The organism is Shewanella litorisediminis, from assembly GCF_016834455.1.
Classification (GTDB): domain Bacteria; phylum Pseudomonadota; class Gammaproteobacteria; order Enterobacterales; family Shewanellaceae; genus Shewanella; species Shewanella litorisediminis.
This window is the reverse complement of the sequence record NZ_CP069213.1, coordinates 3,100,295-3,113,637: the sequence shown is the minus strand read 5'-3', so window position 1 is coordinate 3,113,637 and position 13,343 is coordinate 3,100,295. Positions and strand designations below refer to the sequence as shown.

The 13,343-nt window shown below is 51.8% G+C and carries 10 protein-coding genes; 3 read left to right on the top strand and 7 right to left on the bottom strand.

The annotated features are described in order from the left end of the window. Positions 1-46 precede the first annotated feature (46 nt). Positions 47-853, top strand: a complete 807-nt coding sequence (locus JQC75_RS13685) for a substrate-binding periplasmic protein (protein WP_203324607.1) — start codon at positions 47-49, stop codon at positions 851-853. Here the strand turns inward: JQC75_RS13685 and JQC75_RS13680 are convergent. Further along, entirely contained in the window at positions 850-2,730 is a 1,881-nt protein-coding gene (locus JQC75_RS13680) for a GGDEF domain-containing protein (RefSeq protein WP_203324606.1), read from the bottom strand. The genes JQC75_RS13685 and JQC75_RS13680 overlap by 4 nt on opposite strands. Before the next feature lie 252 nt (positions 2,731-2,982). Between JQC75_RS13680 and JQC75_RS13675 the strand changes: the two genes are divergently transcribed. Beyond that, entirely contained in the window at positions 2,983-3,417 is a 435-nt protein-coding gene (locus JQC75_RS13675) for a DUF3069 domain-containing protein (protein WP_203324605.1), read from the top strand. A gap of 66 nt (positions 3,418-3,483) precedes the next feature. On the opposite strand, the gene JQC75_RS13670 is transcribed toward JQC75_RS13675, so the two are convergent. The 3 genes from JQC75_RS13670 to JQC75_RS13660 form a co-directional block, all read right to left on the bottom strand. After that, the gene (locus JQC75_RS13670) at positions 3,484-5,172 is read right to left on the bottom strand and encodes an NAD-dependent malic enzyme (protein WP_203324604.1); all 1,689 of its coding nucleotides are present in this window, start codon (positions 5,170-5,172) and stop codon (positions 3,484-3,486) included. A gap of 306 nt (positions 5,173-5,478) precedes the next feature. Next, positions 5,479-5,946, bottom strand: coding sequence for a YehS family protein (locus JQC75_RS13665; protein WP_203324603.1), 468 nt, complete (start codon positions 5,944-5,946; stop codon positions 5,479-5,481). A gap of 37 nt (positions 5,947-5,983) precedes the next feature. Further along, positions 5,984-7,033 carry a serine hydrolase domain-containing protein gene (locus tag JQC75_RS13660; RefSeq protein WP_203324602.1) on the bottom strand — a complete coding sequence of 350 codons (1,050 nt, stop codon included), beginning with the start codon at positions 7,031-7,033 and terminating at the stop codon, positions 5,984-5,986. Between the two features lie 187 nt (positions 7,034-7,220). Here JQC75_RS13660 and JQC75_RS13655 point away from each other — a divergent pair, with 187 nt between their 5' ends. Next, on the top strand, positions 7,221-9,767 hold the full coding sequence (locus JQC75_RS13655; protein ID WP_203324601.1) for a TonB-dependent receptor plug domain-containing protein: 2,547 nt from the start codon (positions 7,221-7,223) through the stop codon (positions 9,765-9,767). Between the two features lie 132 nt (positions 9,768-9,899). On the opposite strand, the gene JQC75_RS13650 is transcribed toward JQC75_RS13655, so the two are convergent. The 3 genes from JQC75_RS13650 to JQC75_RS13640 form a co-directional block, all read right to left on the bottom strand. Next, positions 9,900-10,403 carry a DUF4447 family protein gene (locus JQC75_RS13650; protein ID WP_203324600.1) on the bottom strand — a complete coding sequence of 168 codons (504 nt, stop codon included), beginning with the start codon at positions 10,401-10,403 and terminating at the stop codon, positions 9,900-9,902. Positions 10,404-10,417: 14 nt separating this feature from the next. Then, the gene (locus JQC75_RS13645) at positions 10,418-10,819 is read right to left on the bottom strand and encodes an SMI1/KNR4 family protein (RefSeq protein WP_203324599.1); all 402 of its coding nucleotides are present in this window, start codon (positions 10,817-10,819) and stop codon (positions 10,418-10,420) included. Positions 10,820-11,059: 240 nt separating this feature from the next. Then, a complete protein-coding gene (locus JQC75_RS13640) occupies positions 11,060-13,147 on the bottom strand; it encodes a M13 family metallopeptidase (protein ID WP_203324598.1) in 2,088 nt (695 codons plus the stop codon). Positions 13,148-13,343 lie beyond the last annotated feature (196 nt).

The window sequence follows — 13,343 nt, the reverse complement described above, 5'->3', positions numbered from 1 at the left end:
ATGCTGGAGTTAAACCGGCTGGCGTTGAGGTTAAGGAATGCATCGATTGGGCTATACATGCTATTTGCTGCTTACTGCCCTGCTGTGTTTTTCGTTGATGGCAAAAGGAGAAGCGGCAGACCCCACTGCTCCGATAAGGCTGCGCCTGTTGACGGAACCCTTGCCACCACTGAGTTACCTTGAAGGTGAGAAGGCCACGGGTTATGCGGTGGAGTTGGTTGAGCATTTAAAGGCCCGGCTGAATGAAGGGGCCAACATAGAGGTATTGCCCTGGGCCAGGGCCTACAGTGTGGCGTCTCAGCTCCCCAATATATTACTGTTTTCCACAGCGCTCAGAGATTCGAGGCGCAGTCAGTTTGATTTTGTGGGGCCTATCGCGACCGCGAGGATTAAGGTGTACAAGCTGGCGACAGATACCGACATACCCACAAGCCTGGATGCGGCTGCTGAGTATGGCAGTTTGGGGGTATATCGGGGTTCGCCTTCTGAACGGATCCTCAAAAAAAGCGGGGTAAAAAACGTTGAAGTATCCAGCTACCCGTTGCAGTCCCTGAGGCAACTGCTGGCAGGAAGAGTTCGCTACTGGTGTCAGGCGGATTTGGCCGTCAGTATGTTGCTGAGTCAGGCCGGTACAACAGAGTTTGCGATTACCCCGTTGTTTGAATTGGAGAGGGTGGAGCTTTATCTTGCGTTTTCGCGTGGCACACCTGCATTGACGGTGCAGCAATGGCATCAGGCGCTCGCTGACTTTCAGGAAGAGGGCGGTTTTGCCGAGCTCTATGAGCGGTGGTTCAACATGCCGGTAGAAAATACTCAGAGCCACATTCTCTGGCATTTGACGCCGGAAGATTAATCCTCTTTCTCTACCCGGTTACGGCCATTGTGTTTTGCGCGGTACAGCGCATGATCGGCCCGGTTAAGGAAACTGGAAAAGTTTTTATCCCGACTGCTGTCCAAAGTGGCAACACCGGCACTGATGCTCATACCAAGGCCGGGAGCAACCTCTGACAAATCCGTGGTTTCTATGGTTAACCGCAGGCGTTCGGCAATTTCCACGGCCTGCTCCAGGGTAGTGTGTGGCAGCAGCGCCAGAAATTCTTCCCCCCCGATACGGCCGACCAAATCGCCTTTACGCATTTGCCCAACGCTGCTTTGAGCCATGGCTATCAGTACCTTATCACCAACATCATGGCCGAAATGGTCATTGATTTTTTTGAAATGGTCGGCATCAAACAGGATAACCGAGAGTGGACTGCCTGGCCTGGCGCTTCGGAACATAGCCTCGCCTTCATGGTAGGTATGTCGGCGATTGGCCAGTTGCGTCAGGTGATCAGTAAGGGCCAGCCGTTCCATCAGCTTTGAGCGCTGTGCCTGCTTATAGGCAAAAATAGACACTATGCTGAGGATAATAATGCCCATGATAATAATGGTGAATTGCAGCAATTTATTTTCCTGCAATATGGCCATCTCTTTTTCCCGCAACCGCTGATATGCAATCAGCTGGCGGTTTTCATTTTCTATTCTGTCGGTATCGAATCGGGTGCGCATCTCTGTGGTGCGCTGAGATTGCAGCTGACTGTCCAGTTGAGTATGGAGCGAGTTCTGTATCTCAAGGCTATAAAATGCGTTGGCCCAGTCTTCGAGGGCGGCATAGGCCTGGCTTTTGGTGGCATAGAGTTCGGCTAATCCACGGCTGTTTTCCACATTGCGGAAACTCTCTTCGCCAATTTGCAGCAGCGGCAAAGCATCCATGGGTTTACCCTCCGCGAGCAAAATTTGAGCCATAAACAAGTGCTTGAAGGCATAGAAGCCCACATGCTCTGGTTTTACATCCGCAAAGGCCAGCTCTAACTCGGCCTTTGCCTCTTTCAACCTGCCAAGCTTAATGAGGGTACCGCTCATGTTTACCCGGGTGGCGGCAATGTTGACGGGATCTTTTTGCGCTTCCCAGCTTGCCAGTACCTCACGATAGTAGATGAGTGCCTTGTCATATTCTTCCAGGGTTTCATATGCCATGGCCATTTCGGCCTTTACCCCCACAATGGCAAAGCTGTCTTTTATCTCTGTGTACTTTTGCAGGAGATCTTCGTAGTAACGAATAGCCGTGGCCGGGTCGCCGAAACGGCGATAACTGGTAGCAAGCTCAAGGAGGTTGTATCTGGCCCAGTAGGTTTGATTCAGGCTTTCGTAAAGATGTTGGGAGGTGATGAGATCTTCCAGTGCATCGGCAAAGTTACCCTGATAAGAAAGCAGGGCGCCCCTGAGGCTGCGGCTATCGGCTATGAGACGGGGTTCTTCCGATTGATAGGCGAGGGCAACCGAGCGGTTGTAATCACTCATGGCGTCGGCCATGACGCCTTTTTCCTGCAATAGCCAGCCACGGCAGAGTGTCAAATCGGCTTGGCTGGGGATATCAGCCTGAACCATGGGCAGCGCAAGCTGTTCATTGGCATAATTCAAAGCCTTATCCAGAGCATTTTCTTTGGTCAGGTCGGGTGACCAACAGAGTGCCCGTTTCAGGCGCAGGGTTCGGGGGATGTCGTCGGCGGCAATATTTTGTTTCAGCAGTTCAACCTGCTCGGGAATTGACTCAAATTGAGATGGATCTGTTTCCAGTTGGCTGAACAGCTTGTCTATTTCATCCAGCGACAAGTCCCCAGCATGCACAGGCTGCCAGAGAATAAGCAAAAAACTGGCCCAAAGAATGGACTTTGGAAAATCAAGTTTCATCTAAATCTGTTGCCAATTTGTTATTTTTTGTTCTGCGCAAATCATAACCGTATGTCATGGAGTTTCCCAGTTTTTCTTTATTTGATACTGGAAAACCGGCCGATAATCCAAAGCCCACCATGCACTTTTGCAATTGGGTTGCAGAATGTGTATAAGACGCCAATTTATGTCTCCATTATTTAATTTCAGCACTGAATCGCGACCCAATGAGGTGGCAATGCTGAAGGTTTCACAGGAATTCAAGGTATTATTATGAGCGAGATTGACGCAAATTACCGGGCATTGGCGCAGCAGGTGGCAGATAAGGTTGCAGGTCGCGTTGTTGCGCTCGACAGGTTGCCTGAGTCGCTATTGTCGGCTTATCACAGCCTGTGCGACGAATTGTTGGCTGACAAAGACGGGCAATTTGCCCGTGCCTGGGACAAGCTGCCTGTCAGTGCAACCTCTTTGTTTGAACGCAGTGTCTTCCACGGGTTTTATTTGGCGAATGCCTGGATACAGCTCAGCATAGTTGCCCGAGATATCTCTGAGCTTCAGGACACAGATGAAGCCATTGCCGAGCAGGAATACAGTGGGCTCTATGTGCGTGTTGCCGAGGAAGCGCTGAAGGAAAGCGTGAAAAAGCTGAAAAAAGCCCGCACCGACAGAAGCATGTATAACAGCATGCGTGAGGTGATGGGGATTTGAGTCGATGGCTGAATAAGCCATGAAGCTTACCCCATAAAAAAAGCCCGGCTGTGCCGGGCTTTTTTATTAGAACGAAGTGCGCTTGTAACGGCGGTACTCGGGGTACCAGAAGTTGGCCTCGATGGACTGCAGCAGCAGCTCATCTGTGGTGTCAAGTGCATGCCCCTGTTCGATAGCCACCTTGGCCACGGCAAAGGCAATGTGCTTGCTCACATCGTGAATTTCTTCCAGCGGTGGCAGCAAGGGGCCAACGCCGTCTTTTGCCAATGGAGAACACTCCGCCAGCGCCCGGCTGGAGGCCATCAGCATTTCATCTGAAACCCGATTGGCACCGCACGCGAGCACCCCAAGACCAATGCCGGGGAAGATGTAACTGTTGTTACACTGGGCGATGTCGTAGGTCACATCGTCCACCACTACAGGTTCAAACGGGCTTCCGGTTGCGACCAGTGCCTGGCCGCTGGTCCAGTGCAGGATATCTTTTGGCGTCGCTTCAACCCGGCTGGTGGGGTTTGACAGCGGGAATACGATTGGACGGGCGCAATGACTGTGCATGGCGCGGATGATCTCTTCGGTAAAGAGGCCGGGAGCACCGGATACACCAATCAGTACCGTCGGCTTGGCATTGTTCACCACGTTCAGCAGCGAGACATTGTCGCTGAAGTCATCCCAGTGGTTAATGTTATCAATCTTCTGTGCCAGTTTTTGCTGGAATGGCAGCAGGTTGGGCATGTTGTCCAGCAGCAGTCCCCAGCGGTCAACCATAAAGACCTGGCTACGGGCCTGCTCATCACTGATGCCTTCAGAGACCATCTGCGCCACTATGGCCTCAGCAATACCACAACCAGCGCTGCCGGCACCGAGGAAGGCGATGCGCTGGGCACTGAGTTGCGTGTTTGCGGCTTTACAGGCGGCAAGCAATGAACCCACGGTCACTGCAGCCGTGCCTTGAATGTCATCGTTAAAGCAGCAGTATCTGTCCTTATAACGCTCCAGAATGGGCATGGCATTCTTCTGGGCAAAGTCTTCAAATTGTATGAGTACATCCGGCCAGCGGCGGTGTACCGCTTCCATGAAGGCTTCGATAAACTCGCTGTATTCTTCTCCGCCGATGCGAGGGTGACGCCAGCCCATGTACATGGGGTCTTCCAACAGGTGCGGATTGTCAGTACCCACATCCAGCGTAATAGGCAGGGTATAGGCCGGGCTGATACCACCGCAGCTCGTGTAGAGTGACAGCTTTCCGATGGGTATCCCCATGCCGCCGATACCCTGATCGCCCAGACCCAGAATGCGCTCACCGTCGGTCACAACGATAATTTTTACCTTGTGACGGGTGGAGTTATTGAGGATATCGTCAATCCTGTCCTTGTTGGGATAGGAGATAAAGAGTCCACGGTTGCGCCGATAGTTTTTGGAGAAACGCTCACAGGCCAGGCCCACTGTTGGGGTGTAGATGATAGGCATCATCTCGGCAATGTTGTTTTGCACCAAGCGGTAAAACAGAGTTTCGTTGGTGTCCTGGATGTTGCGCAGGTAGATGTGCTTATCCAGATCGTTGTTGAAACTACGGAACTGATCGTAGGCCCTGGATGCCTGCTCTTCGATGGTTTCAATCGCGTAAGGTAACAGGCCTTCAAGGTTGAAGAATATCCGCTCTTCTTCGGTAAAGGCGCTGCCTTTGTTGATCAGTGGCGCTTCAAGAATGGCTGGACCGGCGAACGGTAAATAGAGCGGGCGTTTGTTATCGTCCATGGGCTACCTTTTGTATGCTTTTTGGGTGTGTGCTTTCTGGGCATGAAATGTGCTGTCAATAGCAAGAAGATTATCACGAAATGTGATCTTTGTAGCTTTGAGTACAGGGGATTTTTCGCATTTTTTCATGAATGCATGTTTTAAACGCGATTGTGAATGTATTGAAAAAGTTAAATTAATTCACTTTGACGCTTTTGGATGTTTACCCGCTGTTTAACTCAAACAAAAAAGCCATCGATTGACGATGGCTTTCGGAGTTTGCCCTGTTGGGCATTGGCACAAAATAGCCGAGGTCAACCCGGCGGCTTAGCGACCACGGAGGTTGATAGAGAGCCCCTTCAAAAAGTTGCGCAACAACTGATTGCCACAGGGACGATAATGGCGGTGATCCGGGTTTCTGAAAATGGCACCCAGTTCCGACTTGGACAGGGCGAATCCGGCCTTGGTCAACATGGCTAAGATGTCGTCTTCCTTGAGCTCCAGCGCAATACGGATCTTTTTGAAGATCAAATTATTATCCAATGGAGTTGGTGCAGGCACGCCGTCACCGGGTCTCAGTCCGCGGCGCTCGATAACCAAACCATCAAGAAACTGGCAGAGTTCCTTATCGGTGCAGGGACGAAAGCCGGGTTCATCGTCCTTTTTCAGCATAGCGAGCAAGGCCTCTTCGGTTATTGGTTGGTGGACCAGGGCGAAGAGCGCGACAAGCTTGCTGTCACTGAGATTCAGGGCAAAGCGCAGGCGGCGCAGAATATCGTTGTTTGTCATGGGCATCCATTAAAGGGCAGTTGCCGGGCTGGGGCGATTATACCTAAGGGGCATCCTCTGGGCTAATGCTGTCTGCGTTTGCAGGCTGCGGCAGGCTGGCAAAACTGCGCATCAGGGTTCGAACCTGGTCATGAAATGCGAATACCGCGTCGGGATTATTGAGGTCACCAGAGATGTTTTGCAGCAGCACCAGCAGCAACTGCGTATCGGGGTAATAGAGCATCAGACTCATAAAGCCGGGCAGGTAGCCGCTATGGCTGTATTCCAGTGGCGATTGTGCGATTTGCAGCCCAAGACCATACTCAAGCGTTCCCCAGCGATGGTCCCTGTTGGCCATGGGGGTAACCATGGCTTGATAGGCGCTATCAGGCAGCAATTGGCCAGTGTGGAGCTTCTGCTGAAAATCGGCTACGCCTTTGGCTGAGCCTATCAGGGTACCTGAGGCCGCGCTGGCGGTTGTCAGCGCTAATTCGGCGACCTCACGCTGATTAGCCTGCTCGTTGAAGCCCTGCACCAGGCGGGGATATATTTGCCTCAGTGTCTGGGTATGCCCTGCAGTGGCTTTAATGTCCAACGCATTGGTGTTCAGAAAATGGTTAAGGTCGGATAACCAGGCCGCGCTGTTTCCGGGATTAAGGCCATTTGCCAAAAACTGATAGTTGCCGTTGCTGTATTCGAAATGCCCCGGCTCATCTGAACTCATACCGGTAAAACCTCGATTTATGCCCGAGGAGTGGCTGAGCAGCATGGCTGGGGTCAGGCGTCTTCCTTCGGGGTAGAAGGCGGGCTTTTGCTGGACTGTCAGCGGCGAATTCAAGGATTGCAGATGCCGGCTCAGGTAAAAGCTGCTGAAAACAGGCTTGGAAACAGAGCCCAATATGAACAGGCTATCTTCCTTGATACCGTCGCCCGCCGCTTTGACGAACAACTTTCTATCCTGATGTTGTACCCAGATGATGCCTTGAAAACTGTTTGAAATCTGTGCGTTCAGTGCTGCCTTGAGTTCTGTCAGTTCCTTTGCCTGTGCAGCAGAAGAAACCAACAGACTGGAAAGGTAAAAAGCTAATTTAAATAATCCCTTAGTAATCTTCAAAACGATTAAATCCTTCGGTCTTTGTGCGTATCAATGTTGCGTGTGTTGTGATGAATTGTTCTTAATGTGTTGCAATGCAGTTGACTTGGTTAACAAATTGGATAGCTTGGTGGATGATCTCACCATCGATGGCAGTCTGCAGTCGCTATCGAAAAATAACAACTATCCAAATAGCTGGGGAATGATTATGAAAGCTCAAAAATGGATTCTGAGCAGTTGTGCGTTAGCGGTTGCTTTGGCACTGCCCTCTGTTGCTTCGGCAGAAGATGGTGCAAAAGTTGAGCGTCTGGAAGTAACAGGCTCCCGTATCAAGCGAACTGACATCGAAGGCCCATCGCCGATTCAGTCTATTGGCAAAGAAGATATTGCCAACATGGGGTTTGATAACCTGCAACAGTTACTCGAGAAAATGCCTGCCAACGGTGCCGGTGCCTTCTCTACCCGGGGTAACAGCCAGGACTCTACCGCCAACGGTTCTGCCTCTATCAGCCTCAGGGGCCTTGGCCCGGATGCGACCCTGGTACTGATTAACGGTCGCCGCGTAGCCATCAGCTCCTTTGCTGAAGGCGTGAGCAACTCCTTTGTGGATATCAACAACATACCGGTTTCGGCCATTGAGCGCATCGATATTCTGAAAGACGGTGCTTCGGCTATTTACGGTTCAGACGCCATTGCCGGTGTAGTGAACATTGTTCTGAAGAAGGACATCGAAGGTATTGAAGTCAATCTTGGCTATGGCGGTGCGACCGGTCCGAGCTATGAAGAGCAAACCGGCAGTCTGGTATGGGGTACCAAGGGTGAAAAAGGCAATGCCTCTATCATCCTCGATTACTTTAAAAATACTTCTCTCAGCGCCGATGAAATGGGCCGTTTCGGTACCGCTAACCAGGAGCCCTATGGCGGTGATGACAACCGCTCTTCCCGTGGTTACCCTGGCTACTTTTATGTCGATGGCGTGAAAACTCCGGATCCCGATTGTCCGGCCGATCGCCTCACAGGCAGTGGCAGTTGTTTATTTGACTATGGTCCTTATAACCTGACCATCCCTGCCGCTGAGCGTGTGGGGGCCATCGGACAGTTCGAATATTTCTTCGATAATGACGTGACTGCCTTCCTGGAATTTGCTGTGCAGCACAACACGTCAGAAGCTGGCGGTGCTGCGACGCCATTGGACGAATCAGCAGGCTTGACTGTACCCGGAACTCACCCCGATAACCCATGGGGTAAAGACATCCTTATTGGTCGCTATCGTCCGGTTGATGCGGGAGCTCGTCGTTGGGACATCGAGTCTGACAGCATGAGACTGGTTGCAGGCCTGCGTGGCACTCTGAACGAGTGGGATTGGGAAGTTGCTGCACAAAAGGGACGTCAGGAGCAGACTCAGACTGGCGACCGCTCTCAGGGCTGGGTTCGTGTGGATTACTTGCAGCGTGAAATAGACGCGGGCCGTTACAATCCTTTCGGTGCGGCCGTCAACTCACCCGAAGTTATCGATGCTATCACTACCAGTCTGGTACGTCAGGGCGTCTCTCATATGACGGCTTACAATGCCAGCATTACCGGGCAGGCATTCACCCTAGCCGATCGTGATGTGATGATGGCCGCAGGCCTTGAATATCGTGAAGAAGACGTGAGTGACGTACCCGACGAGCAGTTCCAGCGTGGGCTGATTTTTGGTACTGAGGCTGTTTCTGCCAGCGCTGAACGCGATCAGTGGGCGGCCTATTTGGAATTTTCCATTCCGCTGACTGATAACTTTGAACTGCAGCTGGCAGGTCGTTATGACAATTACAGCGATTTTGGAACCACCACCAATCCCAAGGTGGCTTTCCAGTGGGGCATCACAGACGCAATCACCGCCCGTGGCTCCTGGGCAACAGGCTTCCGTGCGCCATCCCTGGCACAGATTGGCTTGGGGCCATCACAGGAAAGTTTGTTCCTGGACGATTATTACTTCTGCCAAGCCAATGGTTTAGACGCATCCGAGTGCAAGAATTTGGACCAAAACTTCCTGTTCTCAGGGAACAAAGAGCTGGAAGCTGAGGAGTCTGAGAGTTGGAACCTGGGTATGATTTATGCGCCAAACCAGTCATTCGATATCAGCCTGGATTGGTACAACATCACTCAGGATAACAAGATAGATAAGCTCGAACCTCAGGATGTATATGATGCCAACTGTGGTTCTCAGAACAGTCCTATTTGTCAGCGATTGGCTCCGGTTGGCACTGACACTTTGGGAACAATCGACAAGATCCTGTCCAGCTTTGTCAACTTAAGTTCTCAGGAAGTACAGGGTTTGGATCTCTCCAGCCATTACACCCTGAGTATGGATGGCTACGGCGATGTGAAGTTTGGTCTTGAGTACAGCTACCTGATGGACTTTGAAAAGGGTGATGTAGATTGGACTGGCAAGTATCGTTACCCAGAGCACCGCTGGTTGGCGACCACTAACTGGGTAATGGATGACTTTGCTGCTAACCTCAACCTAACTTATATCGGTGAGTTTGACGATTACAACGAAACCCGCACAGTGGATGCCCAGTTGCTGGTGGACATGTCAGCCTCTTATCGCTTCAGCGAAACCTTTAAGTGGACTGTGGGTGTGAACAACGTGCTGGATGAAGAGCCTCCATTTGCCATTGGTGATGGCGATGGCGACCTCTACGGTTACGTCATGGCCACGCATAACCCGATGGGACGTTATCTGTACACCAAGGTGACAGTGAACTTCTGATAAGCTGAGATTCAGCAACAAAAACGGCATCCATGGGATGCCGTTTTTTATGGTTCATTGTTTAGTGGCAGGTCAGTTTAGGGAGCCGTATTGCCGGATGTTATCGCGCTCCGGGGGATCTGGCTCAGGCCGCTATTTCAGCTGAGCCGCAGCCCATTTGGCGCGGCTTTCGCGGCTTTCACCCAGGCCGTTTTGCTCGCGGAAGGCCTTGTAGCTTTCCACATCCAAAGGCACCAGAGTGACTTCCACTTCCAGCACCAGCTGACATTCCTTTTTAATTCGCCATGCAGAGGTATTGTAGAGTTCTGCCAACGGAAGCGAGCTTAAAAACTCAGGATTGTACTGGGCATACACAGCTTGGGTAGGGTATACCACAAAAGCAAGGCGGCGCTTGGGCTCTTTCTTGAACATGGCCTCAATACCATCTGTGGTATTGAGCACCTGCATCTCAATCACTTCGTCGATATCGAGCAATTTTTTTTGTGCCAGGCCCGGCGCTTCAGTGGTGCCGGTTTCCCAGGCCATTACGTCTTCTTCGCTATGACCTGTGACAGTGCCAACCTGCGCTGGATTGAGACCCAGTGACAGCCTCAGGTACTGCATTTCGATGCCGTTGAGGCCAATCTCTTTTGCCATGTGTGTATCCGTAATTAACTGTTCATCCAAACGTCTTCGGTCCATTCCCAGAAGGAGTCCCACTGGTCCTCGGTGAAGTCGCCAAAGGCCCAGTAGTGTACCTGACCTTCCTGATCGATACAGTAAAAGTTATCGCCGTTCTGACAGATGGGGATCATCTCCCGTGGCAGGCCAATTGACCAGGCGTAGGCGGCGACTTCAGACAAATACGTATGGCTATGGGGGTCGGCCACAGTCACGGGTTCCAGGCTGCCAACAATCACATCGCTGGCATGAAGCAGATATTCTTTTAAATCAGCCGGTAAGGGGATGAGTATCGCTTCTTCGACGTCCAGCAGTTGGTCAAATGAAGGGAGTTCCAGTGGAACCGGAACCCGTTCACTCATTTCTTGAAGTTGTTCAATGAGTTCATGCATTTTATGTGCTCCTTGGCATACTCGAGCGAGTATAACCATGGGACTGTTCAAAAAAAAGGGCACCCGAAGGTACCCTTGATTTAACGCATTTTTGCCCATGTATATGTGGCTGGCATGGGATGCCGATTACCAGATTTTCACACGCTTTGGGGAGGCAATAATAGCTGGCATCGCCTCGTGTTTGGGCTTGAAAGCGACGAGGCACCAGAAGCTGTGCTAAAGCTCTGGTGTCTACAGCTATTACCAGATTTTCACACGCTTTTCGGGAGCCAGATACATGGCATCACCTTCCTTCACGCCGAAAGTGCTGTAGAACTCTGGCATGTTGGACAGAGCCCCCAGAGCGCGGAACTTGGCTGGTGAGTGAGGGTCGGTGGCCACGCGGTTTCGCAGTGCCTCTTCCTTCATCTTGGCACGCCAGATTTGGGCAAAGCCGATAAAGAAACGCTCATCGCCGGTCAGGCCATCAATCACAGGTGCTTCTTTGCCCTGCAATGACATCTTGTAAGCCTTGTACGCTATGGTCACACCGGACAGGTCACCGATGTTTTCGCCCAGGGTCAGCTCGCCGTTTACGTGCAAATCGTCAAACACCTGATAACCGTTATATTGCTCAATCAAGGCGTTACCACGGGCACTGAACTCTTTCAGATCCTGCTCGGTCCACCAGTCACGCAGGTTGCCTTCGCCATCGAACTTGGCACCCTGATCGTCAAAGCCGTGACCCATTTCGTGGCCAATCACGGCGCCGATACCACCGTAGTTTACGGCGTCGTCGGCTTCCATGTTGAAGAATGGCGGCTGTAGAATGGCCGCAGGGAACACGATTTCGTTCATGGTGGGGTTGTAGTAGGCGTTCACGGTTTGTGGGGTCATGTGCCACTCGTCGCGATCGATAGGTGCGCCCAGCTTGGCCAGATCTTTCTCATGTTGCAGGGCGGCGGCACGCTTGGCGTTGCCCACCAGATCGTCGGCCTTGATGGTCAGCTTGCTGTAGTCTTCCCACTTGTTGGGGTAACCAATCTTGGGGTTGAACTTGGCCAGTTTGTCCTTGGCGGCCACCTTGGTGTCCGGGCTCATCCAGCTCAGCTCATCGATGCTCTTGCCATAGGCGCCACGCAGGTTCTCTACCAGGTCCTGCATGCGAGCCTTGGCTTCGGGGGTAAAGTGATGTTTTACATAAACTTTACCAACAACTTCACCCAGCATGCCGTTCACGCTGGCAACAGCGCGTTTCCAGCGTGGCTGCTGCTCAGCCTGGCCGTTCAGGGTCTTTGAGAAAAACTCGAAGTTTTCCTGATCCAGGGCTTCGGTCAGCTGACCTGCGGCGTGGGTCAGAGTTTGCCACTGCAGGTAGGTTTTCCAGGTCGCCAAATCTTCATTTTTCACCAGCGCATTCAGGCCTTCTATAAAGCTTGGCTGGTTAATGATGATATCGTTCTGCTTGTCTGCGCCCAGTGTCGCGAGGTACAGCTGCCAGTTGATGTCTGGTGCCAGGGTGGCCAGCTCGCTTACCTGGAACTTGTTGTAAGTCTTGGTGCTGTCGCGAACATCAACCACATTCCAGTGGGCATTGGCGATGGCGGTTTCGAGCTTGAGTACGGTGTCAGCTGCGGCTTTACCACCGGCGAGACCGGCCAGTTCGTACATCTTTTCGATGTGAGCCTTGAAGGCTTCGCGGATATTGACGAAGCGTTCTTCTTCGTTGAAGTAGTAGTCTTTTTCAGGCAGGCTCAGGCCATATTGCCACAGGTGGGTGGCGTAACGGCTGGAGTCCTTGGCATCCACATCGATGTAGAACGCCATAGGGGTGCCACCGCCGATGATTTGGCTTTGGGCAAAGAATTTTACCAGGTCATCTTTGGTCTGGATGGCCGCTATGGCATCCAGCTCTGGCTGAATAGGCGTAATACCCAGTTTATTGAGGGTTTCTACGTCCATGAAGGCGCGATATTGGTCGGCAACTTTCTGCTCGTCCGTGCCTTCTTTCAGGTTTGGCGTCGCAGCAACCTCATCGATGATGGCTTTGACGTCGTCACGTGACTTTTCACGCAGATCGTAAAAGGCGCCAGTACTGGTGCGGTCACCGGGGATTTCGGTGTTTTTATACCAGGTGCCGTTTACATAATCGAAGAAGTCGTCCTGTGGGCGTACACTCTTGTCGAAGTTGGCAAAATCAATTCCTGAACCCAATGCCTTGGCAACGGCCTCAGCGGCTGCGGTTTTGGCGACTTCCGGTGCCTTGGTTTCGGCAGCTTTTTCCTGATTACAGGCGGTCAAACCCATGATGAGCGAGGCACACAATCCCCCGATGAGTACTTTTCTCATTATATTTTCCTTGGTTGTTTCGCCTCCGGTGAATACAAAAAGGGTATTTTATCCGGTAAACAGGCGGTTACTGTGCTTGTGGTCGTGCGTTATGTTAAAGCTTTTGATTGAATGTAAACAAGCGAAAGGCGGGAGAACTTTTGCACGGGTTGTAAGCAAATCTGTCAGCATTGCCTTTTGTAGTCTGCCGGGCATA